This is a genomic window from Nonomuraea muscovyensis, from assembly GCF_014207745.1.
In the GTDB taxonomy this organism is placed as follows: Bacteria; Actinomycetota; Actinomycetes; order Streptosporangiales; family Streptosporangiaceae; genus Nonomuraea; species Nonomuraea muscovyensis.
In genome coordinates this window covers 415,136-439,338 of record NZ_JACHJB010000004.1, presented here as the reverse complement: position 1 = coordinate 439,338, position 24,203 = coordinate 415,136, and the positions used below count along the sequence as shown (strand labels likewise).

At 72.1% G+C, this 24,203-nt stretch carries 24 protein-coding genes and 3 tRNA genes; 19 read left to right on the top strand and 8 right to left on the bottom strand.

The annotated features are described in order from the left end of the window. The first annotated feature begins 33 nt into the window (after window positions 1-33). Both FHU36_RS39830 and FHU36_RS39825 read left to right on the top strand, forming a co-directional pair. On the top strand, window positions 34-579 hold the full coding sequence (locus tag FHU36_RS39830; RefSeq protein WP_185089278.1) for a PadR family transcriptional regulator: 546 nt from the start codon (window positions 34-36) through the stop codon (window positions 577-579). A gap of 17 nt (window positions 580-596) precedes the next feature. Further along, window positions 597-1,415, top strand: coding sequence for an NAD(P)H-binding protein (locus FHU36_RS39825; RefSeq protein WP_185089277.1), 819 nt, complete (start codon window positions 597-599; stop codon window positions 1,413-1,415). Between the two features lie 56 nt (window positions 1,416-1,471). On the opposite strand, the gene FHU36_RS39820 is transcribed toward FHU36_RS39825, so the two are convergent. Beyond that, the gene (locus FHU36_RS39820; protein WP_185089276.1) at window positions 1,472-3,439 is read right to left on the bottom strand and encodes a M3 family metallopeptidase; all 1,968 of its coding nucleotides are present in this window, start codon (window positions 3,437-3,439) and stop codon (window positions 1,472-1,474) included. 155 nt (window positions 3,440-3,594) lie between these two features. Between FHU36_RS39820 and FHU36_RS39815 the strand changes: the two genes are divergently transcribed. The 4 genes from FHU36_RS39815 (at window position 3,595) to FHU36_RS39800 (ending at window position 5,151) form a co-directional block, all read left to right on the top strand. Further along, window positions 3,595-3,666: transfer RNA gene (locus tag FHU36_RS39815), tRNA-Gln, on the top strand. Between the two features lie 269 nt (window positions 3,667-3,935). Beyond that, window positions 3,936-4,011, top strand: a tRNA-Glu gene (locus FHU36_RS39810). A 22-nt stretch (window positions 4,012-4,033) separates the two neighbouring features. Beyond that, a tRNA-Glu gene (locus FHU36_RS39805) sits at window positions 4,034-4,106 on the top strand. A gap of 136 nt (window positions 4,107-4,242) precedes the next feature. Beyond that, window positions 4,243-5,151, top strand: a complete 909-nt coding sequence (locus FHU36_RS39800) for an RpnC/YadD family protein (protein WP_246503236.1) — start codon at window positions 4,243-4,245, stop codon at window positions 5,149-5,151. 114 nt (window positions 5,152-5,265) lie between these two features. Here the strand turns inward: FHU36_RS39800 and FHU36_RS39795 are convergent, their stop codons facing one another. Both FHU36_RS39795 and FHU36_RS39790 read right to left on the bottom strand, forming a co-directional pair. Further along, on the bottom strand, window positions 5,266-7,011 hold the full coding sequence (locus FHU36_RS39795) for a hypothetical protein (RefSeq protein ID WP_185089275.1): 1,746 nt from the start codon (window positions 7,009-7,011) through the stop codon (window positions 5,266-5,268). Between the two features lie 58 nt (window positions 7,012-7,069). Continuing rightward, window positions 7,070-7,786 (bottom strand): IclR family transcriptional regulator, encoded by a 717-nt coding sequence (locus FHU36_RS39790; RefSeq protein WP_185089274.1) that lies wholly within the window; start codon window positions 7,784-7,786, stop codon window positions 7,070-7,072. A 156-nt stretch (window positions 7,787-7,942) separates the two neighbouring features. Between FHU36_RS39790 and leuC the strand changes: the two genes are divergently transcribed. From leuC to FHU36_RS39770, 4 genes are all read left to right on the top strand, one after another. Beyond that, window positions 7,943-9,328 (top strand): 3-isopropylmalate dehydratase large subunit, encoded by a 1,386-nt coding sequence (leuC, locus tag FHU36_RS39785; protein WP_185089273.1) that lies wholly within the window; start codon window positions 7,943-7,945, stop codon window positions 9,326-9,328. A 73-nt stretch (window positions 9,329-9,401) separates the two neighbouring features. After that, on the top strand, window positions 9,402-9,989 hold the full coding sequence (gene leuD, locus FHU36_RS39780) for a 3-isopropylmalate dehydratase small subunit (protein WP_185089272.1): 588 nt from the start codon (window positions 9,402-9,404) through the stop codon (window positions 9,987-9,989). Next, on the top strand, window positions 9,968-10,207 hold the full coding sequence (locus FHU36_RS39775) for an SCO5555 family protein (RefSeq protein WP_185089271.1): 240 nt from the start codon (window positions 9,968-9,970) through the stop codon (window positions 10,205-10,207). The genes leuD and FHU36_RS39775 overlap by 22 nt, the downstream gene beginning before the upstream one ends. Before the next feature lie 101 nt (window positions 10,208-10,308). Next, window positions 10,309-10,608 (top strand): HU family DNA-binding protein, encoded by a 300-nt coding sequence (locus FHU36_RS39770; protein ID WP_185089270.1) that lies wholly within the window; start codon window positions 10,309-10,311, stop codon window positions 10,606-10,608. Window positions 10,609-10,671: 63 nt separating this feature from the next. Here FHU36_RS39770 and FHU36_RS39765 read toward each other — a convergent pair whose 3' ends face one another. Then, entirely contained in the window at window positions 10,672-10,878 is a 207-nt protein-coding gene (locus tag FHU36_RS39765) for a hypothetical protein (RefSeq protein ID WP_185089269.1), read from the bottom strand. A 38-nt stretch (window positions 10,879-10,916) separates the two neighbouring features. Further along, window positions 10,917-11,552 (bottom strand): 2-phospho-L-lactate guanylyltransferase, encoded by a 636-nt coding sequence (gene cofC / locus FHU36_RS39760; RefSeq protein ID WP_185089268.1) that lies wholly within the window; start codon window positions 11,550-11,552, stop codon window positions 10,917-10,919. Window positions 11,553-11,631: 79 nt separating this feature from the next. Here cofC and FHU36_RS39755 point away from each other — a divergent pair, with 79 nt between their 5' ends. From FHU36_RS39755 to FHU36_RS39745, 3 genes are all read left to right on the top strand, one after another. Further along, the gene (locus FHU36_RS39755) at window positions 11,632-12,342 is read left to right on the top strand and encodes a lysophospholipid acyltransferase family protein (RefSeq protein ID WP_185089267.1); all 711 of its coding nucleotides are present in this window, start codon (window positions 11,632-11,634) and stop codon (window positions 12,340-12,342) included. A 4-nt stretch (window positions 12,343-12,346) separates the two neighbouring features. After that, window positions 12,347-13,357, top strand: coding sequence for an NAD(P)H-dependent glycerol-3-phosphate dehydrogenase (locus tag FHU36_RS39750; RefSeq protein ID WP_185089266.1), 1,011 nt, complete (start codon window positions 12,347-12,349; stop codon window positions 13,355-13,357). 94 nt (window positions 13,358-13,451) lie between these two features. Beyond that, entirely contained in the window at window positions 13,452-14,546 is a 1,095-nt protein-coding gene (locus FHU36_RS39745) for a D-alanine--D-alanine ligase family protein (RefSeq protein WP_185089265.1), read from the top strand. Here FHU36_RS39745 and FHU36_RS39740 read toward each other — a convergent pair. Then, window positions 14,529-14,957, bottom strand: a complete 429-nt coding sequence (locus tag FHU36_RS39740; RefSeq protein WP_185089264.1) for a DUF3515 domain-containing protein — start codon at window positions 14,955-14,957, stop codon at window positions 14,529-14,531. The two genes, FHU36_RS39745 and FHU36_RS39740, sit on opposite strands and share 18 nt — an antisense overlap. A 14-nt stretch (window positions 14,958-14,971) precedes the next feature. Continuing rightward, window positions 14,972-15,205: an Lrp/AsnC family transcriptional regulator gene (locus tag FHU36_RS39735; protein ID WP_101787931.1), complete on the bottom strand. Its 234-nt coding sequence runs from the start codon at window positions 15,203-15,205 to the stop codon at window positions 14,972-14,974. Window positions 15,206-15,273: 68 nt separating this feature from the next. Here FHU36_RS39735 and FHU36_RS39730 point away from each other — a divergent pair, with 68 nt between their 5' ends. The 3 genes from FHU36_RS39730 to thiD all read left to right on the top strand — a co-directional run bounded on the left by FHU36_RS39730 (window position 15,274) and on the right by thiD (window position 18,988). Next, window positions 15,274-16,236, top strand: a complete 963-nt coding sequence (locus tag FHU36_RS39730) for a thiamine-phosphate kinase (protein WP_185089717.1) — start codon at window positions 15,274-15,276, stop codon at window positions 16,234-16,236. Window positions 16,237-16,364: 128 nt separating this feature from the next. Beyond that, complete coding sequence (locus tag FHU36_RS39725; protein ID WP_185089263.1) at window positions 16,365-18,176, top strand: hypothetical protein; 1,812 nt, start codon at window positions 16,365-16,367, stop codon at window positions 18,174-18,176. A gap of 8 nt (window positions 18,177-18,184) precedes the next feature. Then, window positions 18,185-18,988 (top strand): bifunctional hydroxymethylpyrimidine kinase/phosphomethylpyrimidine kinase, encoded by an 804-nt coding sequence (gene thiD / locus FHU36_RS39720; protein ID WP_185089262.1) that lies wholly within the window; start codon window positions 18,185-18,187, stop codon window positions 18,986-18,988. Between the two features lie 68 nt (window positions 18,989-19,056). On the opposite strand, the gene rpmB is transcribed toward thiD, so the two are convergent. Continuing rightward, window positions 19,057-19,242: a 50S ribosomal protein L28 gene (rpmB, locus tag FHU36_RS39715; RefSeq protein WP_101787934.1), complete on the bottom strand. Its 186-nt coding sequence runs from the start codon at window positions 19,240-19,242 to the stop codon at window positions 19,057-19,059. Window positions 19,243-19,440: 198 nt separating this feature from the next. On the opposite strand from rpmB, the gene FHU36_RS39710 reads away from it, so the two are divergent. The 3 genes from FHU36_RS39710 (at window position 19,441) to rsmD (ending at window position 24,188) form a co-directional block, all read left to right on the top strand. Next, window positions 19,441-20,985 carry a fatty acid kinase ATP-binding subunit FakA gene (locus tag FHU36_RS39710; protein WP_185089261.1) on the top strand — a complete coding sequence of 515 codons (1,545 nt, stop codon included), beginning with the start codon at window positions 19,441-19,443 and terminating at the stop codon, window positions 20,983-20,985. A 46-nt stretch (window positions 20,986-21,031) separates the two neighbouring features. Next, window positions 21,032-23,221, top strand: a complete 2,190-nt coding sequence (recG, locus tag FHU36_RS39705) for an ATP-dependent DNA helicase RecG (RefSeq protein WP_185089260.1) — start codon at window positions 21,032-21,034, stop codon at window positions 23,219-23,221. A gap of 358 nt (window positions 23,222-23,579) precedes the next feature. Further along, a complete protein-coding gene (rsmD, locus tag FHU36_RS39700) occupies window positions 23,580-24,188 on the top strand; it encodes a 16S rRNA (guanine(966)-N(2))-methyltransferase RsmD (protein ID WP_185089259.1) in 609 nt (202 codons plus the stop codon). Window positions 24,189-24,203: the final 15 nt, after the last annotated feature.

The following is a 24,203-nucleotide window of genomic DNA, read 5'->3' as shown; positions in this document are numbered from 1 at the left end:
TCTCGATTAGAGGTATAGCGCTACGATGCGCCCATGGCAAGCGGCGGTGACCTCGCCCTGACGATCCTGGGGTTCCTCAACGAGCGGCCGATGCACGGCTACGAGCTCAAGGCCCGCCTGACGGGGCTGTCCGGCCACCTGCGCCCGGTCAGCGACGGCGCCCTCTATCCCGCCATCTCCCGGCTCGAAACGGCCGGACTCGTCAAGCGGCACGAGGAGGCCGGCGCCGCCGCCGCGCGCAGGCAGGTGCTGACCATCACCCCCGCCGGCCGCGAAGAGTTGCTGGGGCGGCTGCGCGAGCCCGCCGACCTGCAGATCAGCGACCAGAGCAGGTTCTTCGCGCTGCTCGCGTTCCTGTCGGCGCTGCCCGACCCCGCCGACCAGGCACGGGTGCTGCGCCGCCGGCTCGCCTTCCTGGAGGCTCCCGCCGGCTTCTTCTACGAGGGCGGCCGGCCGGTCCGGGCGCGCGACGAGCCCGACCCGTACCGGCGCGGCATGCTGGTGATCGCCCGAGCCGCCAGCCAGGCCGAGCGGGATTGGCTCAGAGGGCGGATCGCGGAACTGGATCTTCCGCGATAGTCCCTACCGTCGGCCGCATGACCTATCTCGTGACAGGCGCGACCGGTTCCGTCGGCAGGCACGTGGTGGATGAGCTGCTGCGGGCCGGTCACCCGGTTCGCGCGCTCACCCGCGACCCCGCCCGAGCGGCCCTGCCCGAAGGCGTCCAGGTGGTGCGCGGCGATCTCGGCAGGACCGAGACCCTCGCGCCCGCCCTCGACGGAGTCACCGGTGTCCACCTCATCGACGTGGGCGGCGCGAACTACGCGCCCCTGCCCAACGGCCAGGAGATCGCCGACCTGCTCGCCCGGTCGGGCGTGCGCCGGGTGACGCTGCTCAGCGGCTGGGCGCCGGGCACGCTGGAGCCCGCCGTGACGGGCGGCGACCTGGAGTGGACGTACGTGCAGCCCACCGAGTTCATGGCGAACGCCCTGGCGTGGACGGAGTCGGTGCGGGCCGGGGGAGTGGTCGAGGAGCCGTTCGGCGCGACCAGGACGGCGATGGTGCACGAGGCCGACATCGGCGCCGTCATCGCCACTGCGCTCACCGAGGACGGCCACGCCGGCCGGTCGTACGGGCTGACCGGGCCCGAGCTGCTCGACATGCCCGCCAAGGTGCGCGTCCTCGGCGAGGCGCTCGGCCGGGAGATCGCGTACGTGGAGCTCGCCGTCGAGCAGATGCGCGAGCGCTACCGCGCGCAGGGCGTGCCCGAGGAGATGATCGCTTTCCAGATCGAGGCCTTCGGCGAGGTGCCCGAGGGCGCCTACCGGGTGACGCCGACCGTCGAGCAGGTCATCGGCCGCCCGCCGCGCACCTTCCGGCAGTGGGCGGAGGAGCACGCCGAGGCGTTCCTGTGACCGGTCGCCGCGGCGGGATGCGATGACGCACCCCGCCACGGCGCCGGGCGGCTGGGTCAGACCAGGCCGCGGCGCTCCAGCAGCGGCTGGATGGACGGCTCACGCCCGCGGAAGTCGCGGAAGGCGGCCAGCGGGTCGAGGCTGCCGCCCCTCGACAGCAGCGTCCGCCGGAAATGGTCGCCGTTCTCGCGCTTCAGCCCGCCGTTCTCCTTGAACCACTCCACGCTCTCGGCGTCGAGCACCTCGCTCCAGATGTAGGAGTAGTAGCCGGCGCTGTAGCCGCCCGAGAAGATGTGGGCGAAGTAGTTGGTCCGGTAGCGCGGCCGGACGAGCGGGAAGGCGATCTCAGCCGCTTCCAGGGCCTTCTGCTCGAACGCCTCGGCGTCGGCGACGTCCTCGCCCGGGGCCAGCTTGTGCCAGGCCCAGTCGAGCAGGGTGGCGGCCAGATACTCGACGGTCATGAAGCCCTGGTTGAACTTCTCCGCCGCCTGCATCTTCTCGACCAGCTCGGCCGGCATCGGCTCGCCCGTCTCGTGATGCCTGGCGTAGTTGGCCAGCACCTCGGGCCAGGTCGCCCACATCTCGTTGACCTGCGACGGGTACTCGACGAAGTCGCGCGGCACGCTGGTGCCCGAGACACGCGGGAAGCGCACCTCGGAGAACAGGCCGTGCAGCGCGTGCCCGAACTCGTGGAAGGCCGTGTTGACCTCGTCGTAGGTGAGCAGCGTCGGACCGGCGGCCGGCTTGGTGATGTTGAGGTTGTTCAGCACCACCGGCTTCTCGCCGAACAGGAACGACTGGTCCACCAGGTTGTTCATCCACGCGCCGCCGCGCTTGCCCGGCCGCGCGTACGGGTCGAGCCCGAAGAGGCCGAGCGCGCTGCCGTCCTCGTTGAACACCTCGAAGACCCGCACGTCCTCGTGGTAGCCGCGCAGGTCCGGTCGCTCGCCGAACGTGATGCCGTACAGCTTGGTCGCCGCGTGGAAGATGCCGTCGCGGAAGACACGGTCGAGCTCGAAGTACGGGCGCATCGCCGAGGCGTCGAAGTCGTAGCGGGCCTGGCGCACCTTCTCGGAGTAGAAGGACCAGTCCCACGGCTCGATCGCGAACCCCGCCTGCTCGGCCAGCGCCTCGGCCTCCTTGCGGGCGTTGCGCACCGCCGGGCCGACGAGCTGGCCCAGCATCTCCTCGACCGCCTCGACGGTCTTGGCCGTCTGGTCGGCGACCCGGTAGGCGGCGTGGTTGGGGAAGCCCAGCAGGCCGGCCCGCTCCGCGCGCAGCCCGGCGATCCGCACGGCCAGCCCGAAGTTCTGCGGCGCGCGCTCCACACTCAGCGTGTAGAGCCTGCGGCGCACGTCACGGTCGGTGAGCTGGGCAAGGCCCGGCTGGTTGGTGAAGTTCAGCAGCGGCAGGACGTACCGGCCGTCGCGCTCCAGCGAGGCGATCCGGGCCTCGTCGAACCCGTCGAGCTCCTTGGCGTCCTCGACCACCAGGGCCGAGTCGTTCGAGGCCTTGAGCAGGTTCTGGGCGAACTCGGTGGACAGCCGCGACAGCTCCTCGTTCAGCTCCCGCAGCCGTGCCTGCTCCTCCTCCGACAGGTCGGCGCCCGCCCGGACGAAGTCGTCGCGGTACTTCTCCAGCAGCCACGCCTCCTCCGGGTCCTCGGTGGTCACCTGCTTGATGCGCGCCCACAGCGCCCGGTTGAGCCGGATCGCGTCGCTGTGGCGGGTCAGCTCCGGGGAGATCCGCTTCTCGATCTCCATGACGCCGTCCGTCGAGTCGGACGCCACGACGCTGAAGAACGCCGTGGCCGTGCGCTGCAGGACGCGCCCGGACCGCTCCAGCGCGGCGATCGTGTTGTCGAACGTGGGCGGCTCGTCGCTCCCCGTGATCGCCTCGACCTCGGCCAGCTGCTCGGCCATGCCCCTCTCGAAGGCGGGCAGGTAGTGCTCCTCGCGGATCTCCGCGAAGGGCGGCAGCTGGTAGGGCAGGCTGCTGGGGGCGAACAACGGGTTCTCGGCCAACGGTCGGGCTCCTCCACGTGGGGTTTTGTCCCCCTCAGCTTGGCACGACCGAACCCGCGCCGGGCGCTTGCCGGCAATCGTTTTGGTGGTGGCGGCCAAGCTGGGCTATTCTTTCGGACGTCGCCAGAACGCGCCCCAGCAGGGGCTCGATCCGGTGGGGTATGGTGTAATTGGCAGCACGACTGATTCTGGTTCAGTTAGTCTAGGTTCGAGTCCTGGTACCCCAGCATGTAGCGGATGTCTCACAGAGACATCCGCTTTTTGTTTATGGGCGAATTCCGGACGTCGCCCCGGTGTCGTCCCCGCCCGCCATGGCTCACTGAGGACCGCCGGCCGGTCGGCCGGGCCGGCGGTGGGAAGGCGGCCCGCGGGCGACCGGGTCCGCCGCCACAGGCCCCGATCTGCCGAGCCGGCGACGGTTTGGTTGTGCTCCTCGGGGTGCGGTAGAGTTACCTCCGTTGCCGGGGAGGCCCGGCAACGATCACTTGTGGGACACGGTCCCGTCGTCTAGTGGCCCAGGACGCCGCCCTCTCAAGGCGGTAGCGCCGGTTCGAATCCGGTCGGGACTACCACAGTCACACAAGTCATCGCGAAGGTCCCGTCGTCTAGTGGCCCAGGACGCCGCCCTCTCAAGGCGGTAGCGCCGGTTCGAATCCGGTCGGGACTACACAGCCTTCTCGAACGCCCCGGATGCCTCTTGTGCCCGGGGCGTTTTCGCTTTTCTCCCCCCGGCGTATCGGTGGCCAGATGACTTCTGCGGAAGCTTCATCACTATCCGCACATGAATGCTAACGTCACGTGACATGCCATCCCCCGTGCATGACACGCTGAACGCGCTCTTCAGAAGCCGCCCGGCCTTCGCCGTGGAGATCCTCCAACGGCTGTACGACCCCACCCTCTCGACAGACAGCTATGTCGAGGTCTCCTCAGGAGAATTCAACGACCGTTCCTCGCGTGACTTCTACGCGGACACGGTGATCACCGTGGGTCCTCCGAAAAGCCCCGACCTCGCTGTCGTCGTCGAGGTCCAGCTCGCTTCCGACGACGACAAACGTCTCGCCTGGCCTCGCTACGCGGCGGCGCTCTGGCTGCGGCTCAGCTGTCCGGTCGTGGTGCTCGTCGTCTGTCCCACCGGCCGGCTCGCGACCTGGGCCGGCGAGCCGATCGTCACCGATCTGTCCGGCTTCACGCTCAGCCCGTTGGTTCTCGGCCCGGAGCAGATCCCGGCCATCACCGACCCCGTACAGGCCGCTGACTGCATGGAACTGGCCACGGTGTCCGTCATGGTGCACGGCGATCAGCCGCCCGTCCTCGAGGCGTTCGTCGCCGCGTTGACGAAGGTGGGCGGCGAACACGCTCCGCAGTACTATGAATACGCATACCGCCTGGCCTCGACAGCCGCGAAACGGTTCCTGGAGGAGATCATGTCGTCCACTGCGTGGCCGGTCTACAGCCCCTTCGCTCGTGAGCACTTCGGCAAGGGCAAGGCCGAAGGAAAGGCCGAAGGTAAGGCCGAAGGAAAAGCCGAAGGCAGGGAGGAGGGGCGGGTCGAAGGGGAGGTCGAGGCGCTGCTCACCGTCCTGGACGCGCGTGGGCTGGCCGTGAACGACGACGACAGGGCCCGCATCACCTCCTGCGCGGACCTCGACCAGGTCCGGGCGTGGGTCCGCCGGGCGGTCACGGTCGCATCGGTCGACGACCTGTTCGTCTGAGCCCCGCCACGATGCCGCACGGCGACCCGCCGCCGGTGATGGGCGGACGGGCCTCCTGAGGGCCGGGACGGCCCGCCCCCGGCCGACGACCCAGGGCGGGGCCCGTGGGTCACGTCACGTCTGGGAGCGGGCCTTGAACAGCGCGCGGCGGGCCGCCTTGGCCACCTGCTTGTCCGGGTGGACCTGCGAGATGAGGTCCAGCAGCTCCTCCACATGCGCGTGCGGGATCTTCCAGATCACCTCGAGGAGGCTGTTGAGCAGCTCCGGCCCGATGTCGCGCAGGCTGCCCACGAACTCCGCCCGGCCCAGACCGGCCGAGATGGTCCACATGTCGAGGATGAGCCAGTGGGTGTCGTCCTGGGTCGGCTCGGGCGCGCCCTCCACGCCGAGCTGGCTCAGGTGGGTGGCGGCGTACGGCCGCAGCGACGCCTGCTTGAGCGCCTCCTGCCAGGCCGGGACGGCGGCCTCGCCGAGGGTGCCCACCACGCTGGCGGCCTGCACCCGGATGAGGGCGTCGCTCTCGTCCTCGGCCGCGGCCTCCAGGAGTTCCTCGGCGGCCCGGCCGGGCTCGCGCAGCCGCATCCAGGCGGCGAACTCGGCGTCGGCCTCCTCCTCCGGCAGCTCCGCGCTGAGGGCCAGCAGCTCGTGGGCGCTCATCGACTCGATGGCGGGACGGGCGTCCACCTCGATGTCGGCGTCGTCGACCAGGTGGACGACGCCTTCGGTGCCGAGCGGCGTCAGGGCGAGCGTGCCGCCGGTCGCCACGCCGTCGACGATCGCGGCGCCCTCGACGGTGATCATGCCGTAGCCGACCAGCCAGTCGATGACCGGGGTCAGCGGGTCTCCGGCGGCCTCCCAGGCGTCGGCGCCCAGCTCGTCGAGGTCGGCGGCCGCCTCGGCCAGCTCCTGGCGCAGCCCGTCGAGGTCGCGGGTGCCGCCGGCCAGCAACAGCCGGACCAGCAGGCCGCGGGTGAGCCCCGCCAGCGCCATGGCGAGGTCGTCGTCGGCCAGCTCGGGGTCGCCGTAGTCGACCGAGTGCAGGCCGAGCATCCAGGCCTCGAGCACGTCCTCGTCGTCGTCGAACGGCCACTCGGAGGTGTCGTCCTGCACCGCCACCGTGTCGCCGTCGCCCGGCTCCAGGAACTCGAGGTCCACGGCGAGGTTCCAGATGTTCCACAGCATGGGGACGGCCTCGGCGAGCGGGCCGTCGGTCTGCGGCCTGGGCAGCCCGATGGCGGTCAGCGCCTCCTCGACCTCCGCGTCGGACAGCAGCGTGTCCTCGCCCACTCGGCGCCCCGAGCCGACCCACAGGGCCAGGTCACGGGCCTTGGCGATCAGCGGCACCTCCCGGGCGGCGGCGGCCAGCTCGGTGTCGGGGCGCAGCCGGATCGTGGGCAGGTCGGCCAGCTCGTCGGCGAACGGCTCGAAGTCTCCGAGGTCGCCGGTCTCGTCCTCGTCCTCGTCGTCGCCCTCGGTGTCGTCGAGGAGGTCCTCCATCAGCTCGACGAACTCGTCCTCCACATCGTCGAGCTCCGCCTGCAGCTCGGCGAGCGAGTCGGAGCCCGTGGCGAGCCTGCCGGTCTGGGACAGGAACGTCAGGTAGGCGTCGACGGCCGGGAGCATGCCGTCGGCGGCGGAGTCGGGGTCCTCCACCACCTTGGGCATGCGGTCGAGCAGCAGATTTCGCAGGTCGGCGCGCTTCCACGTGCCGAGATCCTGGGAGAAGGCGAGACGGTGCCACAGAGCTGCCGGCCCCACGAGCTCGGGGTCACTGTCGGGCGCGTTGGCGCGCGCCCACATGATGAACTCTTCGAGCAGGGGTCGCAGCTCAGTGGCGGCTACCTCGATGCGGTCTGTCACGCACTCAGGCTAGTGCGCCCGCGAGGCACTCGGCTCCCCAAATACGTGGTTTGGCTGATCATGACGTGCGGCGCATCGACTCGGTGATGCGTTCGGCGGCCGCCATCACCGGCACCGCGTGCAGCCGGCCGGGCGCCCTGGTGAGCCGTTCGATCGGGCCCGACACCGACACGGCCGCGATCACCTTGCCGCCGCTGCCCCGGATCGGGGCCGACACGCTCGCCACGCCCTGCTCGCGCTCGCCCACGCTGTGCGCCCATCCCCGGCGCCGTACGGAGGCCAGGGTCGCGGCGGTGAACTTGGCCCCGCGCAGCCCCCGGTGCAGCCGGTCGGGCTCCTCCCAGGCCAGCAATATCTGCGCCGCCGAACCCGCCGTCATGGGCAGCGCCGAGCCGACGGGCACGGTGTCACGCAGGCCGCTGGTGCGTTCGGCCGCCGCCACGCAGACCCGCTCGTCACCCTGGCGCCGGTAGAGTTGCGCGCTCTCGCCGGTCAGGTCGCGCAACTGCATCAGCACCGGCGCGGCGACGGCCAGCAGGCGGTCCTCGCCGGCGGCCGTGGACAACTCCGAAAGGCGCGGGCCGAGGACGAACCTGCCCTGTGTGTCACGGCTCACAATGCGGTGGTGCTCAAGCGCGACGGCCAGCCGATGCGCGGTGGGGCGGGCCAATCCGGTGGCCTGAACGAGCTGTGCCAGCGACGCCGGGCCGGCTTCGAGGGCGTTGAGCACCAGAACGGCCTTGTCGAGTACTCCGACTCCGCTAGAGTTGTCCATAGACCGATACTGCCGTCTCGACATATGAGAAGGCAAGTCGGGCCGGTCCGCGGGCCGAGGGGCGCAGGGGGCGTGGCCGCCGGGGCCGCGAGGCACGAGACCGGGTCTGAGCGAGCGAGCCGCGATGCGGTGCATCGCATCGAACAGGAGGAGATCATGGGCCGCACACTGGCGGAGAAGGTCTGGGAGCAGCACGTCGTGCGCCGCGCCGACGGCGAGCCCGACCTGCTCTACATCGACCTGCACCTCATCCACGAGGTGACCAGCCCGCAGGCGTTCGACGGGCTCCGGCTCGCCGGCCGTAAGGTGCGCAGGCCCGATCTCACGATCGCGACCGAGGACCACAACGTGCCGACCGTGCTCGGACCCATCGCCGACCCGGTCTCCAAGACCCAGGTCGAGACGCTGCGCAAGAACGCCGCGGAGTTCGGCATCCGGTTGCACCCGATGGGCGACGCCGGCCAGGGCGTGGTGCACATCATCGGCCCGCAGTTCGGGCTCACCCAGCCCGGCATGACGATCGTCTGCGGAGACTCCCACACCTCCACCCACGGCGCCTTCGGCGGCATCGCGTTCGGCATCGGCACCTCCGAGGTCGAGCACGTGCTGGCCACGCAGACGCTGCCGGCCTACCGGCCGAAGACCATGGCCATCGAGGTGTCGGGCGAGCTGCCCGTGGGCGTCACGGCCAAGGACCTGATCCTGGCCATCATCGCCAAGATCGGCACCGGTGGCGGCCAGGGCTACATCGTCGAGTACCGCGGCGAGGCCATCCGCAAGCTCTCCATGGAGGGCCGGATGACGGTGTGCAACATGTCGATCGAGGCGGGCGCCCGGGCCGGCCTGATCGCCCCCGACGAGACCACGTTCGCCTACCTGAAGGGCCGCGCGCACGCGCCGTCCGGCGAGCTGTGGGACCAGGCCGTCGCCTACTGGGAGACGCTGCGCACCGACGACGACGCCGTCTTCGACAAGGTCGTCGAGATCGACGCCTCGACGCTCACCCCGTACGTCACCTGGGGCACCAACCCGGGGCAGGGCCTGCCGCTGGGCGCGGCCGTGCCGGAGCCGGAGAGCTTCGCCGACCCGATCGAGCGCTCGGCCGCCGAGCGCGCCCTGGAGTACATGGGCCTGACCGCCGGCACGCCGCTGCGCGAGATCGAGGTCGACACGGTGTTCGTCGGCTCGTGCACCAACGGCCGCATCGAGGACCTGCGCTCGGCCGCCGAGATCCTGCGCGGCCGCACGGTCAGGACCCGCACGCTCATCGTGCCGGGCTCGATGCTGGTCAAGCTGCAGGCCGAGCAGGAGGGGCTGCACGAGGTGTTCAAGGAGGCCGGAGCCGAGTGGCGCGAGGCCGGCTGCTCGATGTGCCTCGGCATGAACCCCGACACCCTCCAGCCGGGCGAGCGCAGCGCCTCCACCTCCAACCGCAACTTCGAGGGCCGCCAGGGCAAGGGCGGTCGCACCCACCTGGTGTCGCCGCAGGTCGCCGCCGCGACCGCGGTCACCGGCCGCCTCACCGCCCCGGCGGACCTCTAGCGCGGTCTCGGTGAGGCGGCCAGGCCGCCTCACCGACGCGCCTCCCTATGCCGACCTCTAGGAGATCCCGACCATGGACGCTTTCACCACCCACACCGGTACGGCGGTGCCGCTGCGCCGCAGCAACGTCGACACCGACCAGATCATCCCGGCCGTGTGGCTCAAGCAGGTCAGCCGCACCGGCTTCGAGAGGGGCCTGTTCGCCGCCTGGCGCGAGGACCCGGCGTTCGTGCTGAACGACCCGGTGTACCAGGGCGCCTCGATCCTCGTCTCCGGCCCCGACTTCGGCACCGGCTCCTCGCGCGAGCACGCCGTCTGGGCCCTGCAGCAGTACGGCTTCCGCGTGGTCGTGGCCGCACGGTTCGGCGACATCTTCCGCAACAACTCCACCAAGATGGGCCTGCTGCCGGTCGTCCTGCCGGGCGAGAAGGTGGAGGCCCTGCAGGCCGCCGTCGAGGCCGACCCGTCGCTGCGGGTGACCGTCGACCTGGCCGGACGCGAGGTCCGCTGGGCGGACGAGGCCGTGGGCTTCGAGATCGACGACTACACCCGCTGGCGCCTGATGGAGGGCCTCGACGACATCGGACTGACCCTGCGTCACGCCGACGAGGTGGCGGTGTACGAGAATGGTCGGCAGCCATGGCTGCCGACGACCGTCTAGAAGACGACGAGCTGGCGCGGCGGCTGCGCGAGGCGCACCGCCGCGTTCGCGCGCTCACCAGCGCCGACAAAGCACGATATGCCCGTAGATACCTGGCAATCTGCGACCTCGCCAAGCGCGATCCCGCGCGGGCCGCGGCCCGGCTGGAGGCCCTCCTGGCCTCGCTGGACGGCGATTTCGACACGCCACGCGCAGCTGAAAGCACGCCGGGTGATTGAGTTCGCCCGCAATCAGGCTTAGTTTCGGGAGAGTAAGGGGTTTCTACGTCTTAGCTTCGTGAGCTGGAACCCCGAGCCGTAACGGGGGGAGCACAACGTATATGAACAAGCGAGAGCTCGTTGACGCCATCGTAGAGCGGGTCGGCGACCGGCGCACGGCCACCGAAGCCGTCAACGCGATCATCGATGTCGTCCAGAAGGCGGTAGCCAGCGGGGACAAGGTCTCGATCACGGGCTTCGGCGCGTTCGAGATGGTTCACAAGCCGGCTCGCTCGGCCAGGAACCCGTCGACGGGGGCGGAGATCAAGGTTCAGGAAAGCTGGGGGCCCAAGTTCCGTCCGGGCTCCGACTTCAAGGAACTGGTCAACGCCGGCGGCAAGAAGGCCGCGAAGAAGAAGTAACGACAGCGCAAGCGCCCGGCTCCGCACATCTGGGGAGCCGGGCTTCACGCATGTGGGGCGACGTCACTCCGGCGGCACGGCGAACGTCGACAGCGTGATGTAGGTGATCTCGCCGCCGCTCGTCACCAGGCGCACCCGCTGGCCCTGCCGGAGCAGCCGCAGCGGCCCCGCGTCGAAGGCGGGCGCGCCGAAGGCCAGCACCGTTCCGTCGTCGAGGAAGACCGTGCCCGATCGGGTGGTCTCGTCGAAGCTGCGCACCGTGGCCTGCACGGACACCAGCGTAAACCGATCGCCCCCGGCGGGCGAGGTCACGGCGCGGGCCACAGCTCCTCGACCACGGCGGCGGTGTGCGGGCCGAGGCCGAGTGCCCTGGCGGCGCGCAGGTCGTCGGGGGTGTCCACGTCCCGCCGGACCGACTCGATCCCGTCCGGGCACAGCTCCTTCGCGCCGCCGGCCAGGTGCCTGGCCCGCGACTCCCCGCCGAACCGCGGCGTGAACGGCACGCCCGGCCGTACCCCGTAGAACGTCGTGCCGACGTCGAGCGCGTCGGGCACGAACGCCTGGTCGAACTCGGCGGCGGAGGCCAGCACGACGGCCAGCTCCGCCGGGCGCAGCGCGGGCAGGTCGGCCTGCAGCGCGCCCACCGGGGAACCGGGCGCGAGCCGCGCCGCGTGCGCGGCGCCCGTGCGCAGCGCGGTGTTGAGCCCCCGGTCCGGGTCGGGCACCACCTCGGCGCCCAGCGCCGCGAGCGGCCCCGCGGCGGCCGGGTCGGCGGTCACCACGATTACCCGCTCCACCACGGGGCAGGAGAGCGCCGCCGAGACGGTGTCGCAGGCGACCGCGACGGCCAGCCGCGTGCGGTGCGGACCCGTCGCGGCGGCCAGCCGGGTCTTCGCGGCGACCAGTGTCTTCACCGGGATGACCAGTGACCAGCGGTTGCTCATAGGGTAAGCATCGCGCCTCGACATCCCCGGCGACCAACCGGGAGACTTGGGGCGCACACCGTTCGGCTTGGAGGAGAGCATGAGGCGCCTCACGCGACCATCGCGTTTCTGGGAGAGCCTGGCCGTGGTGATCGTGAAGCCGTTGTCGCTGCTCCTGGTCAAGAGGGACTGGCGCCACGGAGAGCGGATCCCGCGCGAGGGCGGGATCATCATCGCCGCCAACCACCTGTCGTGGTCCGATCCGGTGCTGCTGGCGCACTTCCTGTACAACAACGGCCGCTGGCCGGTCGTCCTGGCCAAGTCGGCGCTGTTCAAGGTGCCCCTGCTGGGTCACGCGGTGCGCTCGCTGTGCGCCATCCCGGTCTACCGCGGCAGCAGCGACGCGGCCAGGTCGCTGCACGAGTCGGCGCAGCGGCTCAAGGACGGCGGGGCGATCCTCTTCTACCCGGAGGGCACCTGCACCCGCGACCCCGCCCTGTGGCCGATGGTCGGCAAGACCGGCGCCGCCAGGCTCGCGCTGGAGAGCGGCGCCCCGGTGATCCCGGTCGCCCACTGGGGGGCGCACGAGCTGCTGCCCTACGGGGAGAAGCGGCCGCGGCTGTTCCCCCGCAAGACGTTCCGCGTGTCGGTGGGGCCGCAGGTCGACCTGTCGACGTACGCGGGCCAGCCGCCGCACGCCGGCGTGCTGCGCGAGGCGACCGCCGACATCATGGCCGCCATCACCGCGCAGCTCGCCGAGCTGCGCGGCGAGAAGGCGCCCGAGAACCCCTACGACCCGGCCGGACGGTGACCCGATGACCAAGGCCGCCGTGTTCGGCACCGGATCGTGGGGCACCACGTTCGCCATGATCCTGGCCGAGGCCGGCACCCGCACCACGCTGTGGGGACGCCGGCCGGAGCTGGTCGAGGCGATCGACCGCACCCACACCAACCTCGACTACCTGCCGGGCGTGGCGCTGCCCCCGTCCCTGCGCGCCACGACCGATCCCGCCGAGGCGCTGGAGGGGGCCGACTTCGTGGTGCTGGCCGTGCCCTCTCAGTCGCTACGGGCCAACCTGGCCGCCTGGCGCGAGCACCTCCCGCGCGAGGCCGTGCTGGTCAGCCTGATGAAGGGCGTCGAGCTCGGCACCACCAAGCGGATGAGCGAGGTCATCCGCGAGGTGGCGGGCGTGCCCGAGGAGCGGGTCGCGGTCGTCTCCGGGCCCAACCTGGCCAAGGAGATCGCCCAGCGCCAGCCCGCCGCGACGGTCGTGGCCTGCGTGGACGAGAGCGTGGCCGCCCGGCTGCAGGAGGCCTGCCACCTGCCGCCGTGGTTTCGGCCCTACACCAACCCCGACGTCGTGGGCGTCGAGCTCGGCGGCGCCGTCAAGAACGTCATCGCGCTGGCCGTGGGCGTGTCCGTGGGCATGGGCATGGGCGACAACGTCTCCGCCATGCTCATGACCCGGGGACTGGCCGAGATCTCCCGGCTGGGCGCGGCGCTCGGCGCCGACCCGCACACCTTCGCCGGGCTGGCCGGCATGGGCGACCTCGTGGCCACCTGCACCTCGCCGCTGTCGCGCAACCGCACGTTCGGCGAGCGCCTCGGCCGTGGCATGACGCTGGCCGAGGTGATCGCCGCCACCCGGCAGACCGCCGAGGGCGTCAAGTCCTGCGAGTCCGTGCTGGAGCTGGCCAGGAAGCACGACGTCGAGATGCCGATCACCGAGGTGGTCGTGGGCGTCGTGCACGACGGCATGTCGCCGACCGAGGCGGGGATGCTGCTCATGTCGCGGTCGCCGAAACCCGAGCGGTACGGCGTCTGACCGCTCCGGTCAGGCCCGGGCCGAACGACCATTGCGGACACCACGCCCGGCCTTGACTCGCTGTAGGAGGGACACGCCGGTAGATTCGGACCTCATGAGCAAGCCACGCGTCGCCGTCGTTTTCGGTGGTCGCAACTCCGAGCACGCCGTCTCCCTGATGGGCGCGGGCAGCGTGCTGGAGGCGATCGACAAGAGCAAGTACGAGGTGATCCCCATCGGGATCGCCCAGGACGGCAGGTGGGTGCTCGGGGCGTCCGACCAGCGGTTCGCCATCGAGCAGGGTGAGCTGCCCGCGGTCGACACGTCCGGCGCGGCGCTCGCGCTGCCCTCGGGCCAGGGCACGCTGGTCGCCTACGACCCGGGCAGCATCCCGGTCGAGCTGGGCTCGGTCGACGTGGTGTTCCCCGTGATGCACGGGCCGTTCGCCGAGGACGGCACCATCCAGGGGCTGCTGGAGATGGCCGGGGTGCGCTACGTGGGCTCCGGCGTGCTGGCCAGCGCGGTCGGCATGGACAAGGCGTACATGAAGACCGTCATGGCGGCGGCCGGGCTGCCCGTCGGGCGCTACGTGGTGGTGCGCGACCGCGACTGGCGGCTGGAGCGGGAGAGAGTGCTCAAGGAGGCCGAGGCGCTCGGCTGGCCGGTGTTCGTCAAGCCGGCGCGGGCGGGGTCGTCGCAGGGCATCTCCAAGGCGAACGACCGCGCGGCGCTGGAGGAGGCGGTCGAGTTCGCCCGGCGACACGACCCCAAGGTCCTCATCGAGGCGGCGATCCCCGGTCGCGAGATCGAGTGCGCGGTGCTGGAGTCGCTCGGCGACGAGCCGCCCGGCGCGTCGATGCCCGGCGAGGTGAAGGTCGAGGGCGGGCAGGAGTTCTTCGACTTCGAGGCCAAGTACTACCCCGACCAGATGTCGCTCACCGTGCCCGCCGACCTGCCGGCCGAGGTGGCCGAGGAACTACGGGCGATGGCGGTGCGGGCGTTCGAGGCGCTGGAGTGCGAGGGGCTGGCCCGGGTCGACTTCTTCTACACGCCCGAGGGCGAGTTGGTCCTCAACGAGATCAACACGATGCCCGGGTTCACCTCGCTGTCGGTGGCGCCGCAGTTGTGGGCGGCGTCCGGGCTGTCCTATCCCGCCCTGGTCGACCGGCTCGTCCAGCTCGCGCTGCACCGGTCAGCGGGTCTGCGCTGACACCTGCCCGATCGGCTCCGAGAGCTCGGTGAGCACCCGGCCGGGGGTGTGCGTGCCCGCGACGGTCACCTCGACGTAGAGGGGGGCCTGGATCGCGGTGTACAGGGCCGGCTTGTCGGGATCGGCGAACCAGCCCACCCCGTTGATCTCCTGCACCTGGTCGGTGGGGGCCATCCGGGGCGGCCGGGGCACGCCGCAGCGCAGCGCGATCTCCGCCTCGCCCCACACGGCGACGTACGGCGACTCGGGCGTGGACGTGGTCCGGTCCGCGCCGTCGAGCGTCCGCGGCAGCAACGGCGCGAGCCGGTCGCACGCCGCAGCCGCCTCGCCCTGGGGGGCGGGCGGCTCCACGTGAACGGCACCGCACCCGGCGAGCACGAGCAGGAGCAGCGGGACGGCAGCGGCACGCATACGAAAGATCTACCTCAGATATGGACGATCGGGCACGTCAGGGTACGTGTGATCCCTTCCACCGCCTGAATCTGGGCGACGACGAGCTTGCCCAGCTCGTCGACGTTGTGGGCCTCAGCGCGGACGATGACGTCATAGGGTCCCGTGACGTCCTCCGCCTGTGTGACCCCCTGAATGCCGGAGATCTCGTGGGCCACGCTCGCGGCCTTGCCCACCTCGGTCTGAATAAGGATGTAGGCCTGCACCATTACGTCCTCCCGGGCGATTGGATCACGCCGAAGGGCCACCGTACCCTGAGAGGGTCAGGAGGTGTGTCATCAGAGTAGGTGATCTAGGCGAATTCGGAGCGGTGGGTCGGATTTCCGGACGTCTACCCCAGAGTGCGGCTGTTCTACTCGGCCCCGGAGACGACGCCGCGATGGTCAGCGCGCCCGACGGGCGTGTCGTGGTGTCGACGGACCTCCTGATCGAGGGTAGGCACTTTCGTCGCGATTGGTCCAGCGGCTACGACGTCGGCCGCAAGGCCGCCGCCCAGAACCTCGCCGACGTGGCCGCGATGGGGGCGGTGCCGACCTGCCTCGTGATCGGGCTGGGGATGCCGGCGGACCTGCCGGTCGACTGGCTCGACGCGCTGACCGACGGGTTCCGCGACGAGTGCGCCGAGGTGGGGGCGAGCGTGGCCGGGGGCGACGTCACCGGGTGCGACCTGGTGGTTCTCGGCGTGACGGCGCTGGGCGACCTGGGCGGGAGCGCGCCGGTGACCCGGTCCGGGGCCCGGCCGGGGCAGGTGGTCGCCGTGGCCGGGCGGCTGGGACACGCCGCCGCCGGGCTCGCGCTGCTGGAGGCGGGCCGCTACGGGCAGGCTCCCGTCGAGGAGGGGTCGGCGCTGGGGGAGGCCGTGGCGGCGCATCGGCGTCCGCGCCCGCCGTACCGGTGCGGTCCCGAGGCGGCCCGGCTCGGAGCCGGCGCGATGCTGGACGTGAGCGACGGGCTGCTGCAGGACCTCGGGCACGTCGCGAAGGCGAGCGGGGTGCGGATCGAGCTGGATCCCGCCGCCTTCACCGTGGGCGAGCCGGTGGCCGCCGCCGCGAAGGAGCTCGGGGCCGATCCGCTCGACTGGGTGCTCACGGGGGGTGATGACCACGCACTAGCTGCGACGTTCCCGCCGGACGTGGCGTTGCCGCCGTCGTGGCAGGTCGTGGGGCGGGTCGTGGCGGGCGAAGGAGTGTACGTACGAGGACGGTCCGCGGTTCAGGGCGGATGGGATCACTTTCGGTGACCGCTTGTTCCGGATTGCGGACATTTTTGCCTATATGAGGTTTGACTCACGGGATTGCTGTGACAAAGGCGTAGCAAAGGTGTTATGAAGATTGGCGGCCATCGGTAACCGGCAGAAAGGGCAGCCAAATGGGCCGCCACGGCACAGGTGGATCCGACGACGCGAACGAACGGGGGAACGGCAGATCCGACGACTCTCCGGAGGGGGACCTCGGGATCAACGCCGACCGCGCCGCGCAGTGGGCCGCCGTGCCGGACCCGACCGCCAAGAGCTCCTTCTGGGACAAGGTGGACGAGCAGCGGGCCGAGCCGCCCGGCTGGCCGGAGCTCCCGGACCGGGCCGAGGTGACGGGCCAGTGGGCGCCCATGCCCAAGCGCGACCCCGGCGAGACGATCCGCCAGTCGCAGCCCGACCCCTTCGAGACGACCGGGGCCTTCGCCCCGCCGCCGCCCCGCGCCGACAGCCCCGCCGTACCACCGGCCGAGCAGCCGTTCGAGACGACGGGCGCGTTCACGCGACCGCCCGAGTGGGACACCCCCGGGGCCGGTGAGGTCTCGGAGAGCACCCAGGCCTTCGGCGGCCCGCCCGCCTTCGACGGCCCCCGTCCGGCCGATCCCTTCGGCGGCGGCTCCGGCCCGTTCCCGGCCGCCGGACGTCCCGGAGTGCCGGAGCCGTCCGACACCCACGTCTTCGGGCCCTCCACGGCGGCGCCGGGAGCCGGCGCGTTCGGCGACACGGGCCCGCAGCCGGCCTTCGGCGACACCGGCACCCAGGGCTTCGGGCGGCCGGCCGCGCCGCCCGGAGCGGACCCGTTCGGCGCACCCGGCCCGGCGGGACCCGTCGACGGCCACGGGGCTCCGTACGGCCCGGACGGCGCCGAAGGCACCCAGGTGCTCCAGGCTCCCGCCGGACCGCCCGAGCCCGGTGACATCAAGGTGTACGGCAGTCCCACGATGGTCGACGCCCCAGCGCCGGAATGGTCCGAACGCGACAACGGCTTCCTCGGCTCCGGCTGGTCGTCCGACGAGCCGAAGGGCGAGGAGGAGCCGGTCTCGCGCCGGCGCGGGCGCCGCAAGCCGCCTCCCGGCGAGGGCGACGACGGCAGGATCGACGCCCCGAACGGCGGGCGCAGGGGACGGCTCGCGCTGCTCTCCGTCGCCGCCGTGGTCGTCGTGCTCGGCGGCACCGTCGCCGGGGTGAAGCTGATGAGCGGCTCCGGCGGGCCCGAGCAGTGCCAGGGCGCCACCTGCGCCGCCGTGCAGGGCTCCAACCAGCCGCTCGCCTCCTCGCCCGCCGGTGAAGCCGACGCACCGGCGGAGGGGGAAGAGGAGGCCGAGGAACCCACCGAGGAGCCCACCGAGGAAGCCGCGCCGTCCGACACCCCGACGCCGCGGGCCACGGCCACCGGGCCGGCGCCCCGCCGTACCAGCTCGCCGGAGCCCAAGCCGACCCGGACGAAGAAGGCGACGGCCAAGCCGACGGTGGACCCGTTCCCGACGACCTTCGAGGAGAGCACTCCGGCCGAGACGCCCACCGACGAGGTCACGACGATCATCGACCCCGGAGGCCGGCCGACCGACGGCACGACCGCCGCCCCGCTGCCGACCGGCACCGTCACCGCCCCGGCGCAGGGCGGCGGGCAGACGGTGAACGTCGACTTCGACGTCGTCCGCCAGAACGTGACCGCCTACACGGCGCAGGTGGACGTCGTCAACGCCTCCGCGGAGACGCTGCGGTCGCCCACCCTGTCCCTGCCGGTCGAGGGGCGCGTCCTGAAGGTGCAGGGCGCCGAGTGGTCGCAGGACGGCGACCTGTTGATCATCGACATGAAGGGCTCGCTGGAGGCGGGCCGGTCGGCCACGGTCACCTTCTCCGCGACGGGCAAGGCAGCCCCGCCGGCCAACTGTGGGCTGATCGGTGGGGATTGCGCCGTCAGCTGAATGGTTGGATGGGGTACATGACCGCTTTGACCCCTCCTCGCGTGCTCACCGTCGCCGGATCCGACTCCGGCGGCGGGGCGGGCATCCAGGCTGATCTCAAGACCATGCTCGCGCTCGGCGTGCACGGCATGAGCGTCATCGCCGCGGTGACGGCCCAGAACTCCCTGGGCGTCCAGGGCTACTGGGAACTGCCGCCCGAGGCGGTGCGCGCGCAGCTCGACTCCGTGCTGGGCGACATCGGCGCGCAGGCCGTCAAGACCGGCATGCTGGCCTCGCCCCGGCTCGTCGAGGTCGTGGCCGAGTCGCTCGGCGCGTACGGGGCGCCGCTGGTGGTCGACCCCGTGGGGGTGTCCAAGCATGGAGACCCGCTGCTCGCCCCCGAGGCCGTCGAGACGGTCAAGACCCGGCTGCTGCCCCTCGCCACCGTCGTCACCCCCAACCTGTGGGAGGTGGAGCAGCTCACCGGCGTGAAGGTCGAGGGCGAGGACGACCTGCGCCGCGCCGCCGACGCCGTGCTGGAACTGGGGCCGGCGTGGGCGCTGATCAAGGGCGGCCATCTGCCGGGCGAGCCGGTTGACCTGCTGACGGACGGCACGAGCGAGCACCGGTTCGCCGCCGAGCGGCTCGACAACCGCCACACCCACGGCACCGGCTGCACCCTCGCCTCCGCCGTCGCGTCGTACCTGGCGCTGGGGGAGGACGTGCCGGGCGCGGTGGGCAGGGCCAAGGAGTACGTGACGGGCGCGATCCGGCAGGGCTTCCCGCTGGGTGACGGCATCGGCCCCGTGGACCACGCCTGGCGCTGGCGCTGAGCCGCCGGGCACGACGAAGGCCCGCCGCCCGTGAGTCACGGGCGGCGGGCCTTCGTACGGAAGTCGAACTAGCGGGTGACCTTGCCCGCCTTGATGCACGAGGTGCAGACGTTGAGCTTCTTCGGCGTGCCGCCGACGACCGCGCGAACCGTCTGAATGTTGGGGTTCCAACGACGGCGGGTGCGGCGGTGGGAGTGGGACACGTTGTTGCCGAAGATCGGCCCCTTGCGGCAGACATCGCAGACGGCAGCCACGGTATCGCTCCTTTTAACAGTCGATGTAGCCCAGTCCGCTTGATGCTGTCGGGCGGAGGGCATGCCGGGACAACCGGCTAGCCAGCCGAGGATATCCGATCCACACCCCTCGGTGCGAACTCGAGCACTGGACTCGGACGGATGCGGAGATATTCTCCTCGCTAACGGTAGCGCACCCGGGAGGTTGGAACGTCGCGCATGGAGGTTCTCGACCCGTCCGGGGTACGCCGCTGGATACGTCTGGCCGCCGACGCGCTCGGGCGGGCCCGCGCCGAGATCGACGCGCTCAACGTCTTCCCCGTCGCCGACGGCGACACCGGCACCAACCTCCACCTCACCATGCTGTCCGCCGCCGAGGCCGTCGAGGCGCTGCCCGACGACGTGGAGGCGTCGGTGGTGTGGCAGACGCTCTCGTACGGCGCGCTGGTCGGCGCCAGGGGCAACTCGGGGGTCATCGTCAGCCAGGCGCTGCGCGGGCTCGCCGACGTGCTGAAGGACGGCGCCGACCTGCGCGCCGGGCTCGCCAGGGCGGCGTCGCTGGCCCGGGAGGCGGTGGCCAGACCCGTCGAGGGCACGGTGCTGAGCGTGCTCGGCGCGGTGGCGCGGGCCGTACAGGACTGTGACGGCGGGCTGGCCGAGGTCGCCCGGCGGGCGGCCGGCGCGGCCCGCTCGGCGCTGCGGCGCACCCCCGAGCAGCTCGACGTGCTGGCGCGCAGCGGCGTCGTGGACGCGGGCGGCGCCGGGCTGGCCATCATCCTGGAGTCCCTGGTGGCCGTGGTCACCGGTGCCACCAGCGAGCGCTTCGAGGTGCCGGCGCCGACCGGCCGGGTGGCGCCGATGAGCGAGGTGGGCGCCGGGTACGAGGTGATGTACCTGCTCGACGCCGACGACCCGGCCGTGGCCGGGCTGCGCCGCGAGCTCGACGAGATGGGCGACTCGCTGGTCGTGGTGGGCGGCGACGGGCTGTGGAACGTGCACGTCCACGTGGACGAGGCCGGCCCCGCCGTCGAGGCGGCGCTGCGCGTGGGCCGTCCGCACCGGATCCGCATCACCTACCTGGCCGAGCGGACCCACCGCGGCGGCGCCGGCAGGGGAGTGGTGGCGGTGGCGGCCGGCGACGGCATCGCGGCGCTGTTCGAGGAGTGCGGCGCGGTCGTGGTGCGGCGGGCGCCCGGCACCAGCCCCTCCCTGCCCGACATGCTGGCCGCGATCAGGCAGGCGGGCGGCGAGGTGGCCGTGCTGCCCAACGACGAGGGCGCCCGGGCCGTCGCGGTCGCCGCGGCGGAGATCGCCCGCGAGGACGGGGCCGTGGTCAGCGTGCTCCCGACCAGGGCCACCGTGCAGGGGCTGGCGGCGCTGGCCGTCCACGACCCGCTGCGCCGCTTCGACGACGACGTGGTCGCGATGACCGACGCGGCCGGGCACACCCGGCACGGGCACGTCGTGGTGGCCGACAGGGAGGCCGTCACCAGCGCCGGGCCGTGCCGTCCCGGCGACGTGCTGGGCCTGATCGACGGCGACGTCGCGGTGATCGGCGCGCGGCTCGACGAGGTGGCCGAGGCGGTGGTCGACCGGATGCTGGCGGGCGGCGGCGAGCTCGTGACGCTGGTGACGGGGGTGGACGCGCCGGCCGAGCTGGCCGTACGGCTCGAACACCACCTGGGCAGGACACGGCCCGACGCCGACCTCGTGGTCTACGACGGGGAGCAGGGCGGCTACCCGCTGCTCATCGGCGTGGAGTGAGGCGGCGCGTGGTTCCTGTCGGTCGCAGGCGGTAGAACATAGAGCCGTGAGCCGTTTCGACGAGCCGCTGACCAAGGCGCTCGACCCGAAGACCGCCAAGTTGCTGCACAGCGTGCTCGGCCTGGAGACGGTCGGCGACCTGCTGCGCCACTACCCACGCCGCTACGCCGAGCGCGGCGAGCTGACCTCGCTCGACGCGCTGGAGGTCGACGAGCACGTCACCGTGGTGGGCGAGGTGAGCAGGCTCATGCGCAAGCCCATGCGCAACCGCGGCGGCACCTGGCTGGAGGTCGAGGTCGTCGACGGCGCCCGCAACAAGATCTACCTGGCGTTCTTCGGCAAGGGCTCCCACGTCGCCGAGGCGCGGCTCAAGCCGGGGCGGCGCGGCATGTTCGCCGGCAAGGTGGGGCTGTTCGGCGCGCGCGCCCACCCCCGGTGGCAGCTCGCGCACCCCGAGTTCGAGCTGTTCGAGGAGAGCGAGGCCAGCGCCGAGGAGTTCTCGGCCGCGCCGGTGCCGATCTACCCCGCCGGCAAGGACCTCACGCCCTGGGTGATCCGGCGGGCGGTCGGCGTGGTGCTCGACACGCTCGGGCCGCTCCACGATCCCCTCCCCGGCGACCTGCGCGTGCGCCACGGCCTGCAGGACCTCGGCGAGGCGCTGATCGCGATCCACCGCCCGAAGGACTTCGCCGACGTGCACCGGGCCAGGCAGCGGCTGAAGTTCGACGAGGCGTTCGTGCTGCAGGCCGTGCTGCTGCAGCGCAGGCAGGCGGCGGTCGCCTGGCCCGCCAAGGCGCGTCCGCGCCGCGGCGACGGGCTGCTGGCCGACTTCGACACCCGCCTGCCGTTCGCGCTGACCGAGGGGCAGGCGCTCGTCGGCGAGGAGATCGCCGACGACCTCGCCCGCGAGCACCCCATGCACCGGTTGCTGCAGGGTGAGGTCGGCGCGGGCAAGACCGTGGTCGCGCTGCGCGCGATGCTCCAGGTGGTCGACGCGGGCGGCCAGGCCGTGCTGCTGGCCCCCACCGAGGTGCTCGCCCAGCAGCACCACCGCTCGATCACCACCATGCTGGGCGACCTGGCGCAGGGCGGCATGTTCGGCGGCACCGCCGTCACGTTGCTCACCGGCTCCATGGGGGCCGCCGCCCGCCGCTCCGCCCTGCTCGACGCGGCCTCCGGCACGGCCGGCATCGTCGTGGGCACGCACGCCCTGCTGCAGGAGCACGTCCAGTTCGCCGATCTGGGTCTCGTCGTGGTCGACGAGCAGCACCGCTTCGGCGTCGAGCAGCGCGACGCCCTGCGCGAGAAGGCCGGCGGCGGGCGGCCCCACGTGCTCGTCATGACCGCCACGCCGATCCCGCGCACGGTCGCCATGACCGTCTTCGGCGACCTGGAGGTCTCCACGCTGTCGCAGCTGCCCTCCGGGCGTGCTCCGATCACCACCCACGTGGTGCCCGCCGCCGAGAAGCCCCACTTCCTGGATCGCACCTGGGAGCGGGTGCGCGAGGAGGTCGGCCTGGGCCGGCAGGCCTACATCGTCTGTCCCCGCATCGGTGACCTGGAGGGCGACGAGGGCGACCTGCGGGCGTCGGCTGACCAGCCTCCCGCCGACGACGAGCGCCGGCCGCCGCTGGCCGTCCTCGACGTGGCCGAGCTGCTGTCCGAAGGGCCGCTGCACGGCCTGCGCCTCGGCGTCCTGCACGGCAAGCTGCCACCGGAGGAGAAGGACGCGGTCATGCGGGCGTTCACCAAGGGCGAGCTCGACGTGCTGGTGGCGACGACCGTGATCGAGGTGGGCGTCGACGTGCCCAACTCCTCCGTCATGGTCATCATGGACGCCGACCGGTTCGGGGTCTCCCAGCTCCACCAGCTCCGCGGCCGGGTCGGCCGGGGCGGGCTGCCGGGGCTGTGCCTGCTGGTGTCCGACTTCCCCGAGGGCACCCCGGCGCGCGCCCGGCTCGAAGCGGTGGCCTCGACGCTCGACGGGTTCGAGCTGTCGCGGGTGGACCTGGAGCAGCGGCGCGAGGGCGACGTGCTCGGCGCCGCCCAGTCGGGCAAGCGGTCGTCGCTGAAGCTGTTGCAACTGCTGCGCGACGAGGACGTGATCGAGGCGGCCCGGGAGGAGGCGGCGCTGCTGCTGGCCGGCGATCCGGAGCTGGTGGCGCACGAGGGGCTGCGGGCGGAGATCGACCGGCTGCTGGCGGACGAGCGGGCCGAATACCTGGAGAAGACCTGACGGCCCGGTCCGGCGACCGCTGACCACACGGGGCCCGTTGCAGGAGCCGCGGCCGGACGTGGGCGAGGCCCTGGGGCCCCGTACGGGTGGCCGGTGTGGAAAAGGTGTTGGGCCCAGCCTTGGGGACGGCCTCCCCCCGAATGCCGTCCCCGGCTGGGCCCAGCCCCCCGGGTCAGGTGCCGGGGGAACCGGCGTGCGGAAGGGCTCACGACCACGCCGGTCGGCCTTCTTATGGGTCACCTCGAAGGCCGCAGACTCATCATGCGTGGCAGGCGGGGTGTTGTGAATCACCCTTGCGCTGTCGAGGCCGACACTTGTCCACTCTTGACCTGCGCCGATATGCGGAACAATGACCCCCATGACTCGGATCATCGCGGGCGTCGCGGGTGGGCGACGCCTGGTCGTGCCGCCGGGGCGCGGCACCAGGCCGACCAGTGACAGGGCACGAGAAGGGATCTTCTTGACGCTCGACTCGCTGTACGGGCTGGCGGGCGCGCGGGTGATGGACCTGTACGCGGGCTCGGGGGCCGTCGGGCTGGAGGCGCTGTCGCGGGGGGCGGCCCACGCGCTGCTCGTCGAGTCGGACCCCAGGGCGGTCCGCACGATCAGGGCCAACGTCCGGACGCTGGAGCTGGACGGGGCCCAGGTGGTGGCGGACAAGGTGGAGCGCCTGCTGGCCAGGCCGCCCGGGGGAGGGGGGCGGGGCGAGGGGTCGCCCGAGGAGCCGCGAGGCGAGCCGTACGACATCGTGTTCGCCGATCCGCCGTACGCCGTGTCCGGTGAGGAGGTCACCCGGGTGCTGGAGCTGTTGCGGGACAACGGGTGGCTGGGGGAGGGCGCTTTGGTGGCGTTCGAGAGGGAGACGAGGGGAAAGGCCCTGATGTGGCCCGAAGGCTACGTTGAGGAGAGGGTCCGTCGTTATGGGGAAGCGTCCGTTTGGTACGGTCGCGCCGCCGGGAACCCGTAGACCTGCCCCTAGACC

Excerpts from the sequence above, each read along its gene's own strand:
- FHU36_RS39745 (WP_185089265.1), top strand. The coding sequence starts at position 13,452 with ATGAGCAAGCCACGCGTCGCCGTCGTTTTCGGTGGTCGCAACTCCGAG.
- FHU36_RS39725 (WP_185089263.1), top strand. The coding sequence starts at position 16,365 with ATGGGCCGCCACGGCACAGGTGGATCCGACGACGCGAACGAACGGGGG.
- cofC (WP_185089268.1), bottom strand. The coding sequence starts at position 11,552 with ATGAGCAACCGCTGGTCACTGGTCATCCCGGTGAAGACACTGGTCGCC.
- FHU36_RS39735 (WP_101787931.1), bottom strand. The coding sequence starts at position 15,205 with ATGGTGCAGGCCTACATCCTTATTCAGACCGAGGTGGGCAAGGCCGCG.
- FHU36_RS39755 (WP_185089267.1), top strand. The coding sequence starts at position 11,632 with ATGAGGCGCCTCACGCGACCATCGCGTTTCTGGGAGAGCCTGGCCGTG.
- leuC (WP_185089273.1), top strand. The coding sequence starts at position 7,943 with ATGGGCCGCACACTGGCGGAGAAGGTCTGGGAGCAGCACGTCGTGCGC.
- FHU36_RS39830 (WP_185089278.1), top strand. The coding sequence starts at position 34 with ATGGCAAGCGGCGGTGACCTCGCCCTGACGATCCTGGGGTTCCTCAAC.
- leuD (WP_185089272.1), top strand. The coding sequence starts at position 9,402 with ATGGACGCTTTCACCACCCACACCGGTACGGCGGTGCCGCTGCGCCGC.
- FHU36_RS39790 (WP_185089274.1), bottom strand. The coding sequence starts at position 7,786 with ATGGACAACTCTAGCGGAGTCGGAGTACTCGACAAGGCCGTTCTGGTG.
- FHU36_RS39750 (WP_185089266.1), top strand. The coding sequence starts at position 12,347 with ATGACCAAGGCCGCCGTGTTCGGCACCGGATCGTGGGGCACCACGTTC.
- thiD (WP_185089262.1), top strand. The coding sequence starts at position 18,185 with ATGGGGTACATGACCGCTTTGACCCCTCCTCGCGTGCTCACCGTCGCC.
- rsmD (WP_185089259.1), top strand. The coding sequence starts at position 23,580 with ATGACTCGGATCATCGCGGGCGTCGCGGGTGGGCGACGCCTGGTCGTG.
- FHU36_RS39740 (WP_185089264.1), bottom strand. The coding sequence starts at position 14,957 with ATGCGTGCCGCTGCCGTCCCGCTGCTCCTGCTCGTGCTCGCCGGGTGC.
- FHU36_RS39770 (WP_185089270.1), top strand. The coding sequence starts at position 10,309 with ATGAACAAGCGAGAGCTCGTTGACGCCATCGTAGAGCGGGTCGGCGAC.
- FHU36_RS39710 (WP_185089261.1), top strand. The coding sequence starts at position 19,441 with ATGGAGGTTCTCGACCCGTCCGGGGTACGCCGCTGGATACGTCTGGCC.
- FHU36_RS39800 (WP_246503236.1), top strand. The coding sequence starts at position 4,243 with ATGCCATCCCCCGTGCATGACACGCTGAACGCGCTCTTCAGAAGCCGC.
- FHU36_RS39775 (WP_185089271.1), top strand. The coding sequence starts at position 9,968 with ATGGCTGCCGACGACCGTCTAGAAGACGACGAGCTGGCGCGGCGGCTG.
- FHU36_RS39825 (WP_185089277.1), top strand. The coding sequence starts at position 597 with ATGACCTATCTCGTGACAGGCGCGACCGGTTCCGTCGGCAGGCACGTG.